Annotated in this window: 19 protein-coding genes; 10 read left to right on the forward strand and 9 right to left on the reverse strand. The window is 41.6% G+C overall.

Annotated elements, in window-relative coordinates:
- Window positions 1–207: 207 nt before the first annotated feature.
- Window positions 208–879 carry a bacillithiol biosynthesis deacetylase BshB2 gene (gene bshB2 / locus AB7942_RS21015; RefSeq protein WP_088084796.1) on the forward strand — a complete coding sequence of 224 codons (672 nt, stop codon included), beginning with the start codon at window positions 208–210 and terminating at the stop codon, window positions 877–879.
- A gap of 37 nt (window positions 880–916) precedes the next feature.
- Here bshB2 and AB7942_RS21020 read toward each other — a convergent pair whose 3' ends face one another.
- A complete protein-coding gene (locus AB7942_RS21020; RefSeq protein ID WP_369448382.1) occupies window positions 917–1,660 on the reverse strand; it encodes a Crp/Fnr family transcriptional regulator in 744 nt (247 codons plus the stop codon).
- A gap of 244 nt (window positions 1,661–1,904) precedes the next feature.
- On the opposite strand from AB7942_RS21020, the gene AB7942_RS21025 reads away from it, so the two are divergent.
- From AB7942_RS21025 to AB7942_RS21055, 7 genes are all read left to right on the forward strand, one after another.
- Window positions 1,905–2,348, forward strand: coding sequence for a cytochrome C (locus tag AB7942_RS21025; protein WP_369448383.1), 444 nt, complete (start codon window positions 1,905–1,907; stop codon window positions 2,346–2,348).
- A 17-nt stretch (window positions 2,349–2,365) separates the two neighbouring features.
- On the forward strand, window positions 2,366–4,231 hold the full coding sequence (gene nosZ, locus AB7942_RS21030; protein ID WP_369448384.1) for a Sec-dependent nitrous-oxide reductase: 1,866 nt from the start codon (window positions 2,366–2,368) through the stop codon (window positions 4,229–4,231).
- A 208-nt stretch (window positions 4,232–4,439) separates the two neighbouring features.
- Window positions 4,440–5,009 carry a hypothetical protein gene (locus tag AB7942_RS21035; RefSeq protein ID WP_369448385.1) on the forward strand — a complete coding sequence of 190 codons (570 nt, stop codon included), beginning with the start codon at window positions 4,440–4,442 and terminating at the stop codon, window positions 5,007–5,009.
- Window positions 5,010–6,350, forward strand: coding sequence for a nitrous oxide reductase family maturation protein NosD (gene nosD, locus AB7942_RS21040; protein ID WP_369448386.1), 1,341 nt, complete (start codon window positions 5,010–5,012; stop codon window positions 6,348–6,350).
- Window positions 6,314–7,111 carry an ABC transporter permease gene (locus AB7942_RS21045; protein ID WP_369448387.1) on the forward strand — a complete coding sequence of 266 codons (798 nt, stop codon included), beginning with the start codon at window positions 6,314–6,316 and terminating at the stop codon, window positions 7,109–7,111. The genes nosD and AB7942_RS21045 overlap by 37 nt, the downstream gene beginning before the upstream one ends.
- Window positions 7,108–7,785: an ABC transporter ATP-binding protein gene (locus AB7942_RS21050; RefSeq protein WP_369448388.1), complete on the forward strand. Its 678-nt coding sequence runs from the start codon at window positions 7,108–7,110 to the stop codon at window positions 7,783–7,785. Before AB7942_RS21045 ends, AB7942_RS21050 begins: the two co-directional genes overlap by 4 nt.
- Window positions 7,782–8,684 (forward strand): FixH family protein, encoded by a 903-nt coding sequence (locus AB7942_RS21055; RefSeq protein WP_369448389.1) that lies wholly within the window; start codon window positions 7,782–7,784, stop codon window positions 8,682–8,684. The genes AB7942_RS21050 and AB7942_RS21055 overlap by 4 nt, the downstream gene beginning before the upstream one ends.
- Before the next feature lie 218 nt (window positions 8,685–8,902).
- Here the strand turns inward: AB7942_RS21055 and AB7942_RS21060 are convergent, their stop codons facing one another.
- The 4 genes from AB7942_RS21060 to AB7942_RS21075 form a co-directional block, all read right to left on the reverse strand.
- Window positions 8,903–9,634: a TerC family protein gene (locus tag AB7942_RS21060; protein WP_483310896.1), complete on the reverse strand. Its 732-nt coding sequence runs from the start codon at window positions 9,632–9,634 to the stop codon at window positions 8,903–8,905.
- Window positions 9,635–9,912: 278 nt separating this feature from the next.
- Window positions 9,913–10,980, reverse strand: coding sequence for a PQQ-dependent sugar dehydrogenase (locus AB7942_RS21065; RefSeq protein ID WP_369448390.1), 1,068 nt, complete (start codon window positions 10,978–10,980; stop codon window positions 9,913–9,915).
- Window positions 10,981–10,995: 15 nt separating this feature from the next.
- Window positions 10,996–11,850: a Cof-type HAD-IIB family hydrolase gene (locus tag AB7942_RS21070; protein ID WP_369448391.1), complete on the reverse strand. Its 855-nt coding sequence runs from the start codon at window positions 11,848–11,850 to the stop codon at window positions 10,996–10,998.
- Window positions 11,851–11,921: 71 nt separating this feature from the next.
- Window positions 11,922–12,590, reverse strand: coding sequence for a DNA alkylation repair protein (locus tag AB7942_RS21075; RefSeq protein ID WP_369448392.1), 669 nt, complete (start codon window positions 12,588–12,590; stop codon window positions 11,922–11,924).
- 138 nt (window positions 12,591–12,728) lie between these two features.
- Here AB7942_RS21075 and AB7942_RS21080 point away from each other — a divergent pair, with 138 nt between their 5' ends.
- Window positions 12,729–12,884: a hypothetical protein gene (locus AB7942_RS21080; protein WP_214716119.1), complete on the forward strand. Its 156-nt coding sequence runs from the start codon at window positions 12,729–12,731 to the stop codon at window positions 12,882–12,884.
- Between the two features lie 38 nt (window positions 12,885–12,922).
- On the opposite strand, the gene AB7942_RS21085 is transcribed toward AB7942_RS21080, so the two are convergent.
- The 4 genes from AB7942_RS21085 to ybaK all read right to left on the reverse strand — a co-directional run bounded on the left by AB7942_RS21085 (window position 12,923) and on the right by ybaK (window position 15,735).
- Entirely contained in the window at window positions 12,923–13,156 is a 234-nt protein-coding gene (locus AB7942_RS21085; protein WP_098932342.1) for a hypothetical protein, read from the reverse strand.
- 306 nt (window positions 13,157–13,462) lie between these two features.
- Window positions 13,463–13,927, reverse strand: coding sequence for a hypothetical protein (locus tag AB7942_RS21090; protein WP_369448393.1), 465 nt, complete (start codon window positions 13,925–13,927; stop codon window positions 13,463–13,465).
- Window positions 13,928–14,054: 127 nt separating this feature from the next.
- Entirely contained in the window at window positions 14,055–15,158 is a 1,104-nt protein-coding gene (locus AB7942_RS21095; RefSeq protein ID WP_088084808.1) for a PRK06851 family protein, read from the reverse strand.
- A gap of 100 nt (window positions 15,159–15,258) precedes the next feature.
- Entirely contained in the window at window positions 15,259–15,735 is a 477-nt protein-coding gene (gene ybaK, locus AB7942_RS21100) for a Cys-tRNA(Pro) deacylase (protein ID WP_088084809.1), read from the reverse strand.
- 305 nt (window positions 15,736–16,040) lie between these two features.
- Here ybaK and AB7942_RS21105 point away from each other — a divergent pair, with 305 nt between their 5' ends.
- A complete protein-coding gene (locus tag AB7942_RS21105) occupies window positions 16,041–17,849 on the forward strand; it encodes a TIGR04190 family B12-binding domain/radical SAM domain protein (protein WP_369448394.1) in 1,809 nt (602 codons plus the stop codon).
- The last annotated feature ends 19 nt before the right edge of the window (window positions 17,850–17,868 follow it).

The raw sequence follows: 17,868 nt of genomic DNA on the forward strand, positions 1-17,868 counted from the left end.
ACTTGGCTGTTAATTTCCGCTCCAGGCGCGTGCGGTTCGCGGGCGGTCCGGGGAGCCTCATCGGCGCTAAGCGCCTGCGGGGTCTCCCCAGCCCCGTCCTCCCGCAGGAGTCTCGCGCCTTCCGCTCCAATCAACATGGCTAATATATCAACAATAACCATTAATACAGCCATTGATAATAGGCAAGGCCCGAAAGGAGAATGATTTATGGAAAAAGAACGTCACCTCTTGGTCGTTTTTCCGCACCCTGATGATGAGGCATTTGGTGTGTCCGGGACGATTGCGACCCATGTACAGAACGGCACTCCTGTCACCTATGCGTGTTTAACCTTAGGAGAAATGGGACGCAACATGGGGAATCCCCCGTTTACCAATCGCGAAAACCTGCCGAAAATTAGGAAAGAGGAATTGAAGGAAGCGGCTCGGGTGTTGGGCATTCAAGACCTGCGCATGCTTGGATTCCGTGATAAAACGATTGAATTCGAAGACGAAGAGAAACTCGCCAACAAAATGTTAGCATTGATTGAGGAAGTCAACCCTTCTCTTATTATTACCTTTTATCCAGGCTATTCCGTTCATCCTGACCATGATGCCACCGGTGCGGCGGTTGTTCGGGCAGTTGGGAAGATGCCTGCTGCCGTGCGGCCAACCCTACACTGTGTAGCCTTTTCGAATAATTGTGTAGACGAAATTGGGGAACCAGACATCGTCAATGATATTAGCCCCGTCGCAGAAACAAAACTGGCTGCCATCCAAGCTCACCGGTCGCAAACCGAGCAGATGTTTATTGGTATGGAAGAGAAGTTGAAAAATCAAGACCCACAAATGATGAAGTGGATCAACAACGAACGATTCTGGACATACAAATTTGATAAGTAAACGAAAAGCCCTTCATAGCGAAGGGCTTTTTTCAATGTTAATATTCCCTGTGCAGCAGTGTACATAGCGTACACCAATCCCGGATAATAATCTTCCTCGACTTCATATCAATAATCCCATCTTTTTTTAGCTTGGAAAAAACACGGCTTACGCTTTCTCTCGTCGTGCCAACGACGGTTGCAAACTCTTGAATCGTCAAGGGAATCTCAATATCCCATCTGTTTAGACCATTATTAAGTTTATTTCCCAGGCGCTCTAATGTCTTCACTGTCTTCGCATATACATCGAGCAAGGCAACATCTCGTAATTGTGAGGTCATTTCCCGTAAGGCATCGCTCATATAACTGATCATTTGCATCGACAGCTCTGGGTGGTTGAATAAATCCCGTTCTAATTCCAACTTATCCAAAAAGAAGATCTTTCCATCCTGGAGCATAGTCGCTGTCGCTGGATAGCATTCTGTCCGCTTTGTAAACAAACAGGCTTCTGCAAACACATCCCCTTTTTGCTTCACACAGACAATAATTTCATTGCCATTCTCATCCTGCTTTGTCAGCTTAACAGCACCTGAATGAACAAAATACACCCCCTTGGCCACCTCCGCCTCAGAAATGATCTGTTCCCCCTTTTTCAACTCCAGCGTTTGAATCCTCTTTTCAATAATCGAAAGCGACTTTTGTGATAGATCCTTAAAAATAACAATTTTTCGAAGCAAATCCGTTTGTATTACTTCTTGATAGACTCCTAGATGCGGATCTTTTAAACAATCGACTCGATTCATCCTTCTCACCACCCCTTTAAAGAACTCTACTTTTGATAAATACTTACCATCTATTGTAAACAACTCCATCCGCTGATGTAGTGACGAAATTCACAAAATGTTCATTGTTATAAAGCCAATTGAAACAATCGGTTTCACATAACGTTCAAAATCTACAAAAAAGGTGTGAGTTAGCTCACATTTTTCTCCCTCTTGAGCGGTTAGGATGAAGGTGTTCATTTTATATAAAAAGGGAGGAAAAAAAGTGAATAAAGCCATTATTAGTTTTGTAGTCTGTGCATTACTTGGCTTTGGACTTGGCTACTTAGTGTTTGGCGTAATCATGGGGGATTCCGAAAAACAGCCTCAGGTGGCACAAACAGAAACTACAGAAACTGCTGCTGCCAAAGATGAAAGTACGGATGCAAAGGAAGCAACAACCGTTTCAGCTAATGAGGATAACATCCTTAACAAGAAGGGCTGTCTTGGCTGTCACAGTGTTGAAGCATTAAATATTAAGGGCGGTGCCGTAGGACCGGACCTTTCCCAAGCATTTACTAACGTGGAAGGGAAACATGGCAAGCCGATTGAAGAATTCCTGAAGGCGCCTACTTCTGCCGTTATGTCAGGCGTTATTGGCAAAAATCCATTATCAGATGTAGAACGCAAACAAGTGTTAGAACTACTTAAACAAGCTTCTGAAAAATAAAAAGGTGGTGTAATTAGATGAAAAAATGGATTCCGATTGCATCGGGTCTGCTTGCAGGGTTTGTTGCAGCAACGATCTCTTTTGCCGATTTCTCAGCAAAGACGAATACGGAAGCTTCTTCAAGCACTAAGAACGATGCAGAAAAGGTGTTTGTGCCATTCGGTCAAAAGGATGATTATTACCTATTTGCCTCTGGCGGCCACTCAGGCCAAATGTTTATTTATGGGGTTCCGTCGATGCGAAAAATTAGAACGATTCCTGTATTCTCTCAAGATTCCGCAACAGGATACGGTTTCGATGAGCATTCCAAAAAAATGATGGGCGACTATACATGGGGCGACCTTCACCATCCAGCCTTTTCAGAAACAAAGGGCGACTATGATGGAAAATATATGTTTGCTACTGATGTAGGAAACAGCCGTGCCGCCGTTGTAGACCTTAAAACATTTACGACGAAAGATATCATTCAAGTTCCGAACACTGCCGGCCCACACTGTGCAGCATTCGTGACAGAAAATACAGAGTACATGTTCCTGCCAACACGTTTCGCCGTTCCGCTTGGCCAGAAGTATGAATCTCTTGATGACTTCGGCACACAATACCGTGGTGTTATGTCTGCTGTAACCTTTAATGAAAAGAATCAAAAACTAGGTATTGCTTATCAAGTGGCACTTCCGCCATGGTCCTATGACCTATCTGATGCTGGTAAAAAAGAATCAGGTGATTGGGCGGTAATGACAACTTATAATACCGAAGAAGCGACTACTAATCTTGAAATTAACGCATCACAAGCTGATCGTGACTATATTGTTCTTTTTAACTGGAAAGAGCTTGCGAAAATGGTCAAGGAAGGCAAGTACGAAAATGTTGGCGGTCAAAAAATGATTTTCCCTGAAAAACAAAAAGGCGGAATTTATTTAATTCCTGTCGCTAAATCACCACATGGTGTTGACGTCACACCAGATGGAAGGCAATTCATCGCTTCAGGAAAATTAGCACCGACAATGACTGTCTTCTCGTTTGAAAAAGCGTTTAAAGCGGTCGCAAACAAAGACTTCGCTGGTGAACGGAATGGGATTCCAATTCTTAATTACAAATCAGTGATGGAAAGAGAAGTAAACCCTGAAAACGCTTTAGGACCGCTTCACACTCAATTTGATGACAAAGGCATGGCCTATACAACGATGTTCATTTCTTCTGAAATCGTGAAATGGGATCCAAATACAGGTGAAACATTAGACCGTGTGCCTGTTCAATATTCCCCAGGACACTCTGTTGCCGCAGAAGGTGATACCGTTGCACCAGATGGAAAATGGATTATTGCTTTAAACAAGATTGCTAAAGACAGTTACTTGTCTGTCGGACCTTCCCATCCTGAGTCAATGCAATTGATTGATATCAGCGGTAAGATGAAGGTCATCCAATCTTCACCAGTAGACCCTGAACCGCACTATGCACAAATGATTAAAGCGGATAAGATTAAAACGATTAATGTATATCCTAAGGATGTCAAGAATAAGGAAGCCGTTTACAAGCAGAGTGATACGAAAATCGTCCGCAATGGCAACAAAGTTGACGTATACGGTATTGCGATGCGTTCGAAATTCATCTTTGATGCAAAAGCAAAACGACCAGACGTCATTGAAGTGAATGAAGGAGATCACGTCACCATCCATCTGACGAATATTGATTTCGATGAGGATATTACACACGGATTTGCCATCAACAGCTATAACTTAAACATGGAAGTTCAGCCTGGACAAACCAACACAATGGAATTTGTCGCGAATAAAGCGGGAACCTACCCACTTTATTGTACAAACTTCTGTTCTGCGCTCCACCAAGAAATGAACGGTTACTTCCTTGTAAAACCTAAGAAATAATATGTTGGAGATGGGTATCAATTAAATAGATTGATACCCATCCCTGTTTACAAATCTTATTATCGATAAAATCTAGTTGCAGCGCCTAGCCCCTCTTTGGTCTAAGTCAATCCCTTAAGAAGGCAAAAAACGCCTTCTTGAAGGGCTTGCCTTATGCTTGTCGGGGCTGAGCAAGGCGCTTCCACTTTATAATAAAGGCGATGTTAACATGAAGGGTAAAACGAAAAAATTATCAGTGGTTTCTTCGATATTAATAGTTGTTTCAGCCATTTTGATGGTCATCTCATTATTTTTCCCGTGGTGGCAAATGATTTTCTTTGCTCCGCAATATCCAGAGGGACTAAATATCATTGTTTACCCAAATAAACTCGAAGGACAAATTGACATTGTTAATGGTCTCAACCACTATATCGGGATGGATAACTTTAGTGAAGAAAACTTCCCTGAATTGAGCTATCTTGCCTATCTTGTTGGTGGTTTAGTTATTCTTACCTTACTAACCGCCGTCTTTCGAAAAAAATCTATTCTTTATGGATTGATTGGCGTGTTTGTAATTGGCGGCTTACTTGGGGTGATTGACCTGCGGCAGGCACTTCATGATTTCGGAACAAATTTAAGCCCTGAAGCACCCATTAAAATAGATCCTTTTGTACCGCCGATTTTGGGACATAATACAGTAGCAAACTTTATTACCAACAGTGTGCTTGGCCCTGGTTCCTATTTACTTATTGGAGCATTTATCCTGTTACTCATTCCGTTATGGAAGGATCGAAAGTAAATGAAAAAAACTGCGCTCTTATCTTTCATTTTTTCTCTATTTCTACTGATGAGCCCTGAGAAAAAGCTGGCCGCCGAAAATTTACAAGCAACCATCGACAGCCTGAAAGATGGGGCGGTATTACAGCTTGAAAATAAAACATATCAGGGCAATATTGTCATCAACAAAGCAATGACGATTATTGGCTCACCTAAAACCGTTATTAAGGGCGACGGAACGGGGAACGTCATTTCCATTAAAGCCCCTCATGTGAAGCTGAGCCATCTAACGGTAACGCATGGAAGTATGAACCGGAACTCTGCTGAGGAATACGCGGCCATCAAGATTTATACAAACAGCAACGTTGTCGAACATATCAACATCCGCGACTCCTTTCACGGCATATATTTAAGCCAGGCTCACGATAATACGATTCGTGCTAACCATATTAAGGGAATGGGCAAGGGCAAAATCGCCGAGCAGGGAAATGGAATTCACGTTTATTATGCAAATGATAATCTGCTTGAAAAGAATACGATTGAAGGCACCCGGGACGGGATGTTCTTTGAATATGCCAACAACAATCACAGCTATGAAAATAATATCAGCCAGACAAGATATGGACTGCATTACATGTATTCTGACGAAAACATTTTTATGAAAAATACCTTCACGATGAATACCGGCGGCGCAGCCATTATGAACTCCAATCATTTGAAGCTCGAGGATAATCAATTTATCGTTAACTATGGCAACCAATCATTTGGCCTATTACTCCTCCAAGCCAATGATAATTTTATCGCCAATAATACCTTTTACATGAACCAGCGTGGTTTGTATATCGATCAAGCGACAAGAAACGAATTTCGTCACAACAAAATCGTTCAAAACCAAATCGGAATTGAACTATGGGCGAGTTCCAATGATCAAGTATTTACATTAAACCAAATTTCCGAAAATACGATTCCTGCGGTAACTCTTGGCGGCAATAATGAGAATAATTCCTGGAGCAAGGATGGCAAAGGGAATGACTGGGGCAGCGCGTTCCCGATCACTGATTTAAACCAAGACCGCATTGGGGATTTTCCAATAACCTATCGTTCATCTTTATATCAATTAATGGAGGACCAAGAATTATCCTATTTATTTTTAAAAAGTCCGGCCCTGAAAATATATGAAAAAATGAATGCCGCACTTACAAACGAAGCCATTATGTTTAATGACCCACACCCATTAACAGCGTCAAATGGAACACATACGAAAGCTATTTTCCTTATTGTCAGCTTACTAATTGTGGGGATTTTAATAAAGGGGAGACACCTACTATGCATTACATTTGGAAGGAATGGAAGGAAAATATAAGAGGAAAAGGGCTTTGGCTAAGTCTAAGCATTATTGTTCTCATTTCAATCGCGATTTTATTTCGTTCCTCAGCCCTTTCATTTGATAAAGGCTTTTATGTGCTCTTAATCAACTTGTTTGATACGATTATCTATTTTATCCCGATTCTATGCCTATTTATCGGGGCCTTCTCGATTTTTCAAGAAAAGGAACAAAAAACATTGATCATGCTGCTAACAAAGACAGACTCTTTCGGAAGCTTCCTAATTAAAAAAAGCCTTGGGCTTTATGCAGTCGTCCTTGTCCCGCTGATTACGTGGTTTTTCATCTATTTGTTTCTATTAAAATTTAATTTCCAACTCGATATAAAGGGCTATTTTATCTTTGTGGCAGCAATCGTTTGTATGAGCCTCGTCTTCCTGCAAATAGGTGCGGCCATCGGTAGTTTTAGCCGCTCGCGGATGCAGATTTTAGGGTTTACGATCCTCGTCTGGTTTTACTTTTTCTTCTTACATGATTTTATCTTGCTGTCGTTCTTACCTGATGTCACCTATGAAAATGTGAAACTATTTTCTTCCGTCTACTTTTTAAATCCGCTTCAAGCGATTCGAATGTTTCTAGAAACAGGCACGGGGGTATATTCCTTTGGCCATATGTCAAGGCTCTTACAAGCATTTATGTGGACGAAACCCGTATTCTTCCTGCTCGGAAATCTGTTGTTCTGGCTTATCACTTCGTTTTTAACAGCGATTGTTTTCAACCGTAAGGAGGGGTACGAATGATCAAAGTAACGAATTTAAACCAATCGTTTGGAAAAAAAAATGTCTTAGATTCCATCAATCTAGACATTAACCCAAACGAAATATGTGCCCTTGTTGGCCGCAACGGGGCCGGAAAATCAACGTTCATCAATAGTCTGCTTGGGTTACTGCCAGTGAAGCAAGGGGACATTTTGATTAACGGGACTGCTGTTAACAAGAAAAATGTTGAATGGAAAAAGACGATTGCTTATTTGCCGGAAAAATTCATGCTATATCCGATGCTGACCGGTCTTGAAAATATCACCTTCTTTGCAGAAGCTGTGACCAAGACTTCCAATCAGGAACGGATCGAGCAGGTGCTACGCTCGGTCAGCTTGTGGGAGGACCGTGGTGTTCAAGTGAAGAAATATTCCAAAGGGATGCTGCAGCGCCTTGGTTTAGCAATCACCCTTTATCAGGATTCAAGCCTGCTCATTCTGGATGAACCAACGAGCGGCATCGACCCGCTCGGAAGAAAAGAAATTTTGGAGGTCCTTGGTTCCCTCCATGATAAAACGATTCTGCTGTCTTCCCACCATCTCGATGAAATCAAGCAGATTTGTACCCATGTCGCCTATTTGGACAATGGAAAAATGGAAAAGTTTACAGTAGATGAATTCTTACAAACTCATAATTTAGGAGGAATCAGTTCATGAAGACACGGATTATCTTTAGCTTGCTTCTGCTGATTGCCTTAATCACAGGATGCAGTTCAGGCCCTGACTATAAGGTAACAATGACGAAGGACCTTTATTTCGTCAAGGACACAGCGATGCCCTTTGAAATAAAAGTAACCGAAAACAACAAGGCCGTAAAAGGGCTCGATGTATCTGCCCAATTATCGATGACCAATATGGACCATGGCAGCTATGATGTTAAGCTTGTGGAAGGCAAAAATGGGACCTACTCCGGCAAAGTGAACCTGCCGATGGGCGGTAAATATGAGGCCGCGTTTACATTAGAAAAAGAAGGCAAAAAGGCAGAGAAAGTCATCGATCTAAATGTGACCAAGCCAAAAGGTGTCGCCATCATCAACGGCGAATGGATTACCAATGAAGATGTCAGCTTCTATAAGTTTATTAACCAGTTACAGCTGGAAATCAACCGTGAGAGCGCGCAGAAAAAATACACGGGTAAACAGTTAGAGGAAGAATTGGCTTATTTAGATTCCCAGGAAAAAACACTTGAGGATAAAAATCAATTATTAACGCAAATTATCCGCCTTCGTGCGATGGCCTTACTGGCGGATGAAAAGGGCCATAAAGCTGCCGAGACTGAAGTGGGTGCAGCCCTCCTCAAAGCGCGCGAACAATATAATCAGTTCGAATCCGCTAAAAAGCTAATTAATGAGTACGGCGCAGATAAATTTTGGGCAACGGAAAAACAGCAATATCGAATGATTGTCATGTCGCAGAAGGTGCAAAAGGACTTAATTGAAAAAGTCAAAAAGGAAAACCCAAAAGCCGGCGAACAAGAAATCTACTACCAAGCCCAAAAAGAATACGAAGAACTCCTCGTCTCCCAGGTCAACTCCTTAAAGATTGAAATTCTCTAAGAAAACTGGGCAAACTCATAACGCGTTCCGTTATGAGGGGAAAACACCAAAACGCACCGTAAATTACAGACAAATCACAATAAAAATAACCATTCGAATTAGCACTACAAAAGAGATTGGTAACACCAATCTCTTTAACTCTTTACATTAATTACCTAATTTCAATTTATTCCAAGACATAACATTATATAAAATCGTTATTTTTTCAGTCAATATATTTATTTTACTTCTCTGGGTTTTTCTATTTTTCCTTTAGATAAAAACCATCCACCTATAGCAATAAGAAGCATGACTGACCAAAAGATTGTATTCCAAATGGGTCCTTCAACAAACTCGTGAGAAATAATGTGCAGTGATGGATGCGCAAGAGTATGCATTAATAACTTAACCCCAACCCAACCGACAAGTAACATTGCTGCTGTTTCTAGACTAGGACGTTCTGTCAGTATCTTAACGAAGAATCCTGCTGCAAACCGAATAACAATTAAACCTGCAACTGCTCCTAATAAAATAACAATAAATTGAGCCCCATCCATACCCCCTATATCTCCCATTGGAGTATCTGGCAGGGCAATGACAAGAGCTACTGCTGCTAAAATAGAATCAACAGCGAATGCGATATCTGCTAATGCAATTTGCGCAACTGTCATACGATAGCTTTTCCCTTTTTTATCTTTTTCTCCGTGATCCTTTTTTAGTAAATGTTTTAATGCGATGAAAAGTAAATAAGCAGCCCCAATTGCTTGAACTTGCCAAACGTGGAAAAGGTACGAAATAATAAAGATTGCCCCAATCCTAAATATAAAAGCTAAAAGCAATCCAATATTAATCGCTTTTTTTTGCTGTTCTTCTGGCAAATGCTTTGCCATAATAGCTAAAACTAAAGCATTATCAGCTGATAATAAACCTTCTAGAAGAATCAAAATAATTAAAACCCAGAACCCAGCTATACTCTAATAATAAAGATAGTTCCATTTTATCCCCCTATAAAGATCTCTTCATAACAACAGTATAAAGTATGCTAAATGAGTTTAATAACGTTTTGCATCATTCCATTGGTATAAATATTCAACCACCCTATATTAAGGAAAGTTACCTGTTTTTATTCCAATAGTGTCCCATTGTCTCTCATCCCTTATTCAACTCTTCTATTACCATTGATCGAAGAAGGGTGTCAGGCACCATGTGAGAAATTCACATGGTGCCTGACACCCTTCTTGGACTTAGTTTACAATTCTCTTAATAGCACGCGGTATAGTTTATCGTCGTTTTCGTCCGGGTTTCCTCTGCCGTCGGTGTTGTTGCTGACAAAGTAGAGGTAGTCGCCGTCGACATACAGGTCTCGGATTCGCCCCAGACTTGTAATAACGGGTCTGGTAATCATCTGACGCAATCCAAATTCGCGGACGGCATTGCCTCTTAATGTTGCTGCATAAAGCTTCCCATTCGCCGCAGCCAGCCCGGACGGTGCCCACGTTTCATCACCGGACTGATACAATGGGGTTACCATCCCCGCTTGCTGTTCCGGACCTTGAATTACCGGCCACCCATAATTCGACCCTGGGGTAATCCGATTGATTTCATCATGAGCCGATGGACCGTGCTCACTTGCATATAAAGTCCCGCCAACCCACACTAATCCCTGTGGATTGCGATGGCCATAACTGTAGACATATGAGTTTGGAAAAGGGTTGTCCTCAGGAATCGTTCCATCTAAGTTCATTCGTAAAATTTTCCCATTTAACGTTTTCAAATTCTGAGCCGTTTCCGGAGTGGTCGCATCACCTGTGGTGATGTACAGCATCCCATCCGGACCGATTTTCAGCCTGCCGCCGTGATGATAGGCAGCACTCGGAATCCGATCAAGCAGGATTTTCTCCTCGGACCACACAGAACCGTTCGTCCTTAGGACAATCACCCGATTAAATTGCCCCTTGCCATCATCACTATAGGTATAATAGGCGTACGCCTTATGATTATCTTGAAACTGAGGATCAAGAACAAAACCTAGCAGCCCCGCTTCAGCCGCCTTGGCAAGCGGCTTTTCTAAACGAACTGGCTGGCGTTCTATTTTACCGTTTTCCATCTTAACAATGTTTCCGGTTCGTTCACTGATGTAGAAAGCTTGATTTATCCGGTCAATTGACCATGGCACTTGCAATTTTCCAGCCAAAACTTCAATATTTGGCTGATTGACAACGACCTCTTCCTCTTGGATTCTGTCGTCCTTTTCAAAAAGAGAACAGCCCGACAACAAGACAACCATCAGTAGTAAAATAGAACAAGCTTTATTCATTGACTCCTACCTTTCTTAAATTACCTCAAGAATTGCCTTCCCTACGCCACTCTCTTCATTCGTATCCGTAATCACATCACAAAGAGACTTTATGTAATAATCAGCATTCCCCATCGCAACCGATCTTCCTGCTTTTTCAAGCATGGAAACATCATTATAATTATCGCCAATCGCCATGGTTTCAGCTAAATCAATCCCTTTTAATTTCACAAACGACTCCAGTGCAATCCCCTTTTGAGCCTGTGTATTGGTAATTTCCAAATTATCATGGCCAGACGTTGAAACGACGATTCCTTTTAGCTCTGAAAGGGACTCGTTTGCTGACTCCAATCGGTCTGCATCAAAAGAGAAGGCAAGTAATTTATAGATTTGATAGTTTTCATCAGCAAATAAAAGTTCATAATCCTCGATCGTATGTACTAGGCCATCACGTAGTCTAGCCCCAGCAGCCTCAGTAATCTCTTCTCGATTTACTTCGGGATTGGCACTCATGATGATGTCAACGAGAATGGAAACCGCCTTGTCGGCATCCATCGTGAAGGCACCTTTGTTTGTGTATACTTCGAAATAAATATCCTTTTCCCTTAGCCTTGCCGCTACCTCTCTTGCCATTTGTTTGCTGATTGGTGTGGCTGAAAGAACGACTCCTTCCTTGGAGCGTACCTCTGCGCCATTCGCACAGATAACCGGGCAATTTATGCCTGCTTGAGCTAGGACGTAAGTTGCTTCTTGATACGACCTTCCCGTTGCGACCACAAATTCAATTCCTTGCGCTTGTGCTTTTACGATCGCGTCCTTATTTTCCTCACTGATTAATTGCTTCGAATTCAATAATGTTCCATCCATGTCTGATGCAATACATTTAATCATGTTGTCCACCCTCTATCCATTTTCATTATTGCCATTTTAACATGATTACCAAAACATTATCTCCCATATGCTCATGCTAAATACTTACTACCCTCGCGAACACTTAACGGTGCTAACTTTGTTCCTTCAATAAATCCCTTTACAGAGGTGGGATTTGTCTTCGAATATTCCCGTAACACCCAGCCAATTGCCTTTTGGATAAAAAATTCCTTGCTGTCCGCATTTTGCTGTATGTATTGATAAAGCAATTCTTCATTCGTTTTTCCCTTATATTTTAATTGAAAAAGCAGTGCCGCTCTTCGCAGCCATAGATTGTCGTCATTGGCCCAGCCATTAATTGTTTCGGCCACCACTTCAGGGAATTTCTCGGCAATTTTCCCAACCGGCTTGGGAGCAATCGCATCAACCGTATCCCACCAAGATTTGGTTGTAATCAGTTGCTCCATAAATGGCAAATCCGTTTTCTCGAGCTTATTCAACGATTTTTCCATATAAACCAATGCTGTATATTGGTATTCTCGTTCTTCCTTCGCCCAAAGTTCTCGAATCAAATCTTGGTTAAACGGCTCTTTTAAGATCCCTGTCTCTTGAAAAAATTGCTTTTCCAGCACACTACGCTGTGGTTTCTTGATGCCCAAGAAGGGGAAATGATCTTTCATATATTTCTTCATCGGTTCGGCATTTGCTTCATTGCGATTTTCTTCAAATAATTGTGTTAACAGCGCAATATTTGACGACATCCAATTCCACCTTTTCAAAAATAATACCCACTAAATCAATAGTAATTCTCCTATCTTCCTATATTTCCTTTATTTTTTTCGAATAAACCACTTTCCTGAAACCAAACTAAACCATAGTAGAAAAGGAGGGATATTACCATGACCAAGAAATACAACAAGGGCAGCAACAATCAAAACTCCCCGCAAGCAGGGAATGCCGAGGCCGAATTTGCCAGTGAGTTTGTGAGCGGTGACAACAGCAAAGGTAATAAGCGGAATAAAGGACAGAAAAGCAAGACGAATCCAAACCCTTAAAAGGTAAAAATCGACTTTCACATTTGAAAGTCGATTTTTTAGTCTTCATTATCCTCATTTAATTTTATTGATGGGTTAAAAATAAATGCACCCGAAACACCTTCAGAGGGCTGTTTTTGCTCACCTCTGAATTGATCCTGCATTTCGAGGTTTGCACTTTCTGCTGCAGAACGTCTTTCCGTAGATGCGTGTACCTTCCCATCTTCAAGTTGTTCGTTAATCTTAATGTTTGCTTCAACCGTTTCATTTGCTGCATTCTCGTCTTTTGCCATTATGTAAGCCCCTTTGATTTCAAAGTATTTAAGTATGTTGCCCAATTCACACCTTTGTTATCTAAACTTTTCATATAAGTTGGAATGTTTATGGCTACACTCAACCATTGATTATTAAGATGAATGACACCAAAAGAAAGAACTGACCCATTTCAGGTCAGTTCTTTCTTACTTAGTGACAACTAAATGAACGGATTCTGTTTAAATCCATTCCGTAATATTCCCAGTGGTATCCGCGCCAGCGATACCCGGCGATCGAGGTTCTGCCTACGTAGGTTGGATAATACCAGAAGCTTCTTCCATTATTCAACCAAACATAGGTATAACGGTACAGACAGTGCCTAATTCCACCTGGGTCAACCGCATATAATCCAGCTGTTTCCTGAGGGATGTAGGTTGGCGGCGGTGCAGTCGGGGCACCTCCATAATGCGGGCCACCTCCAAATGGTGGTTGATGCCCTCCACCGTGCGGCGGTGGTTGATGCCCTCCACCATGCGGCGGCGGTTGATACCCTCCACCATGCGACGGCGGTTGATGCCCTCCACCATGCGACGGTGGTTGATGCCCTCCACCATGCGACGGCGGTTGATACCCTCCACCATGCGACGGCGGTTGATACCCTCCACCATGCGACGGCGGTTGATACCCTCCACCATGCGACGGTGGTTGATACCCTCCACCATGCGACGGCGGCTGCTGCTGTTGGCCTCCACCATGCGGCGGTGATTGCCGCAGGTTGTTTTCATAAGAAAAAATTGGCATACTACCATGACCCTGAGGGTAATTGAAATGATCCAAGGCTTTAGTCCCCTTCTATTTATATTCCCTCTAATGTATGCGCCCCGCCTAATTTGGTGAAAAGCTATTAATATATATTAGTGATATTCGAACGTTTGGCTATTCTACCTTGCTTGCTGCTAACTCCCTAATTTCCTCCGCAATTTTACTCTGGATCCGTTCGACGACTGAAAAATCCATGGCGGCAATATAAATTTCCTCTAACTCATCATGAAGTTCCTTAGCCTTGGCTAAATAGGAAGTAGCCTCAAGCATTTTATTTTTGTAATTGGTTGAGATTTTAGTGATGATATCGGCAAAAATTTCATCTGTCCCGGACGCAATCAGTAATTCATACATATCAATGATTTCATCCCCATCTCTGCTTGGGAAATATTCATGTGGTGCGGTACTATCAAAGATGGCAATGCCCAGCTCCCTGAAAATCACCATATCAAGGCTGTGCGGGTCAAAGCCACAATGATAAACTTCTACATCGACCCCTTTAACCTCAGCTGCTGCCGCAAGCTTTTTCAGCATTGTTGATTTCCCAGAACCCGGACGCCCTTTAATGAAATAACGTTTTGGAATCCCTTCGGTTAGATTCGGGACATAATCTACCGGCCCTTTTGGCGTAGCAGCACCTAAAAAGCGATGGCGGATATCAGATTTTTTACTGAGCTTCATTTTTCCAAAGAAGGTGTCAATTAATTTGTTAGTTAATTGATCGGCTTTCTTAAAATCCATGCTGTTGATATAAATCTTTTCCCAATCATCGTGGATATCCAGCGCTTCTTTATAGGTATCATACGCCTTATGAAAGGATTGACTAATCTGATTGGTTAACTTCATGATCGTATTTTTATGGATGGCCAGCGCACGGGCATCCCAGGCTTCACCAAGGTTAATGTATTCGTCAACCGCTCCAGGTGTTTTCGGTTCAATCACATGCGGAGCGGTACCATCGACAATTCCCACCTTTAACGCTGGGATCAACACTCCATCAATGGAATTGTTATCAGAAGAACAATGTAAAAATTCAATATCATAGCCCTTTTCAAGCCACTCATTACCGATTTTTTTCATTAATGAGGATTTACCTGTTCCTGGACCGCCTTTTAAAATAAATAACCGGTCGAGACCTTGAAGATTGGAGTCATATAAATTATGAAAGCCTCTTGCTGTATTCCCGCCTGCAAAGTAATTTTTAATTTTCCCTGCCACTCATCAACACTCCCTTTTATAGTGACAATCGTAAGATAAAGTCAATTTCACCCTATCTTATGCGATTGTTATTTATAGGTGAGTGCCTAGGGAAAAAATCTTACTTAATGATGGGGACAATGTCAGCTTTTGTGACCTCTTGCAATAGAACAGGTTCTAATACGATTTGAACCCCAATTTTCCCACCACTAACAATGATCGAATCGATCGACCTGCAGCTTACATCAATAAACGTCTTATATTCTTTTTTCATGCCAATCGGCGAGCAGCCGCCGCGGATATATCCAGTCCATTTCTGAATATCCTTCACCGGAAGCATTTCAATATTCTTTTCACCGGCTGCTTTGGCTGCCTTTTTCAAATCCAATTCCTCTGCCACGGGAATGACGAAAACAAATATATTCCTGCTCGCGCCCATTGCAACAAGCGTTTTATAGACTTCCTTTGGCTCCCGGCCAATTTTCTCCGCAACAGAAAAACCGTCAATTTTCCCATCTTTATTATCGTAGGTCAGCATCTCATAGCTAACCTTTTTTGCGTCAAGAATACGCATTGCATTGGTCTTACCCTGTGCCACTTTACAAACTCCTCCCTGACTTTAAAGACTACTATCCAGTATCAGCATACTGGAACAGCAAAAATTACACAAAATCACCCAAATTCTGTCACCCGTTTGTCACTCTATTAAACCATTATTATAGTACACTAAAATTAACAAGATTAAATTACATACATTCCCAAAATAGATAATATCTTCATTATCGCAATTCAGAAATTGCTTATGTGAAATTCCTCACAAATATTATATTGAAATAAGTTACATTTAATCATACATAGAGAAAGAAGTTGCTCTTCCAAACTAATCTACTTGAGGTGGAATCAATGAAATACGATTTAGTGCTTTTGCATGCACCAAGTGTTTATGACTTTCGAAAAAACTCCCTGCTAGCCGGCCCCATCAGTGATGTTGTGCCATCATCACCTGTTTTTGAAATGTACCCCATCGGAATCACTAGTATTGCAGAATACCTTGAAAGATACGGTCTTCGGGTCAAGATCATTAATATCGCCAATCGGATGCTGATGAGTAATAAGTTTGATGTGGAAGCAAAGTTAAGGAATATTAACACCAAGGCTTTCGGCATTGATCTCCATTGGCTTCCGCATGCACACGGCAGTATCGAGCTGGCGAAAATTGTAAAAAAGCTTCATCCAGATATTCCAGTGATTTTTGGCGGACTTTCTGCCACTTATTATCATAGGGAGTTAATTGAATATCCTTGCATAGACTTTGTTATGCGCGGCGATTCAACCGAAAAGCTGATGCTGTTATTGATGAATAAAATTGAACAAGGGAATACCCACTATGCGGACATTCCCAATTTAACTTGGAAAAAGGGGAGCGGCATTGGCTGCAATCCGCTTACTTATGTACCAAAGGATTTGGATGACCTTGACGTTCCAGGATATCGTTATGCGATCCGTTCTGTATTTAAATATCGGAATTTCCTTGACCCGCTTCCGTACAATGGCTGGCTGCAATATCCAAATACCGCTTTACTGACAGCGAGAGGCTGTTCACAAAACTGTCTCATCTGCGGCGGTTCTAAGGATGCCTATGATCAAAACTGTAACCGAAGCTCCCTTGCCTTACGGTCGCCCGAAAAACTAGTTGAGGACATTAAATTCATTTCACGCTTTAGCCGGTCACCGATTTTTATCCTTCATGACCTGCGCCAGGGCGGACGTGAATACGTGAAGGAATTTTTTAGCCGGCTGAAGGAACTTCATCTTAAAAATGAGGTCGTCTTTGAGTTATTCCAGTATGCAGACGAAGGGTTCTTTCAACAGATGAATGATAGCGTTCCGAAATATTGTATTGAAATTACCCTGGAAACACACGATGAAAAAATCAGACGCTACAACGGGAAATTCAACTGTACGAACCCTAAAGTAATCGATACGCTTAATTTTGCCTTAAAGCATGGCTGTAAAAAAATTGATTTATTCTTCATGGTTGGGATTCCAGGACAGACCTATGACAGCGTGTTAGAAAACATTGATTTCTGTGAAAAAATCCATCTTGCCTGCAATCAAGACAAACGGATATTCTACTTCGTCGCACCACTTGCACCGTTCCTAGATCCTGCAAGCCCAGCGTTTGAAAATCCAGAACACCATGGCTATAAAAAGTTCTGCCACACACTTGAGGATCACCGCAAGGCGATTACCCAGCCTTCGTGGAAGCATATGCTTAGCTATGAAACAAAAGATATGACACGTGATGACATTGTTAATTCAACCTATGAATCGGCACAACTACTAAATGATTTCAAATTAAAATACGGCCTGATTGATGAAGAAAATTATCTAGAAATCAAATGGAAAATAGAGAAATCGATGGATTATATTGAAAAAATTGATTATGTTCTCTCTCTTCCAGCAGAGCTGCAACCTGGTGAACTAGCAAAGATTCGTGAGGAAATTGAAGAGTTAAATAAATATAGTATTTGTGGAAAGAACGAGTTAAAGTGGGAAGTTCAAAAGAATTACGCTAACTTCTTTTCGCTCACATTAGTCGGACTCGAACAGCTCTATGAAGATTATGCGAACAAAATTAGACATCTATTAAGTCCGAAAAGACGACAGCAATTCCAGATTGATACCGAACGAAGAAAAATGAATATATAAATATTACAAGGAGCTGGGG

The organism is Neobacillus sp. BF23-41 (assembly GCF_041106275.1).

Coding starts and splice junctions, on each gene's coding strand:
- bshB2 (WP_088084796.1), top strand. CDS start 208: ATGGAAAAAGAACGTCACCTCTTGGTCGTTTTTCCGCACCCTGATGAT.
- AB7942_RS21020 (WP_369448382.1), bottom strand. CDS start 1,660: ATGAATCGAGTCGATTGTTTAAAAGATCCGCATCTAGGAGTCTATCAA.
- nosZ (WP_369448384.1), top strand. CDS start 2,366: ATGAAAAAATGGATTCCGATTGCATCGGGTCTGCTTGCAGGGTTTGTT.
- AB7942_RS21035 (WP_369448385.1), top strand. CDS start 4,440: ATGAAGGGTAAAACGAAAAAATTATCAGTGGTTTCTTCGATATTAATA.
- nosD (WP_369448386.1), top strand. CDS start 5,010: ATGAAAAAAACTGCGCTCTTATCTTTCATTTTTTCTCTATTTCTACTG.
- AB7942_RS21045 (WP_369448387.1), top strand. CDS start 6,314: ATGCATTACATTTGGAAGGAATGGAAGGAAAATATAAGAGGAAAAGGG.
- AB7942_RS21050 (WP_369448388.1), top strand. CDS start 7,108: ATGATCAAAGTAACGAATTTAAACCAATCGTTTGGAAAAAAAAATGTC.
- AB7942_RS21055 (WP_369448389.1), top strand. CDS start 7,782: ATGAAGACACGGATTATCTTTAGCTTGCTTCTGCTGATTGCCTTAATC.
- AB7942_RS21065 (WP_369448390.1), bottom strand. CDS start 10,980: ATGAATAAAGCTTGTTCTATTTTACTACTGATGGTTGTCTTGTTGTCG.
- AB7942_RS21070 (WP_369448391.1), bottom strand. CDS start 11,850: ATGATTAAATGTATTGCATCAGACATGGATGGAACATTATTGAATTCG.
- AB7942_RS21075 (WP_369448392.1), bottom strand. CDS start 12,590: ATGTCGTCAAATATTGCGCTGTTAACACAATTATTTGAAGAAAATCGC.
- AB7942_RS21080 (WP_214716119.1), top strand. CDS start 12,729: ATGACCAAGAAATACAACAAGGGCAGCAACAATCAAAACTCCCCGCAA.
- AB7942_RS21085 (WP_098932342.1), bottom strand. CDS start 13,156: ATGGCAAAAGACGAGAATGCAGCAAATGAAACGGTTGAAGCAAACATT.
- AB7942_RS21090 (WP_369448393.1), bottom strand. CDS start 13,927: ATGGTAGTATGCCAATTTTTTCTTATGAAAACAACCTGCGGCAATCAC.
- AB7942_RS21105 (WP_369448394.1), top strand. CDS start 16,041: ATGAAATACGATTTAGTGCTTTTGCATGCACCAAGTGTTTATGACTTT.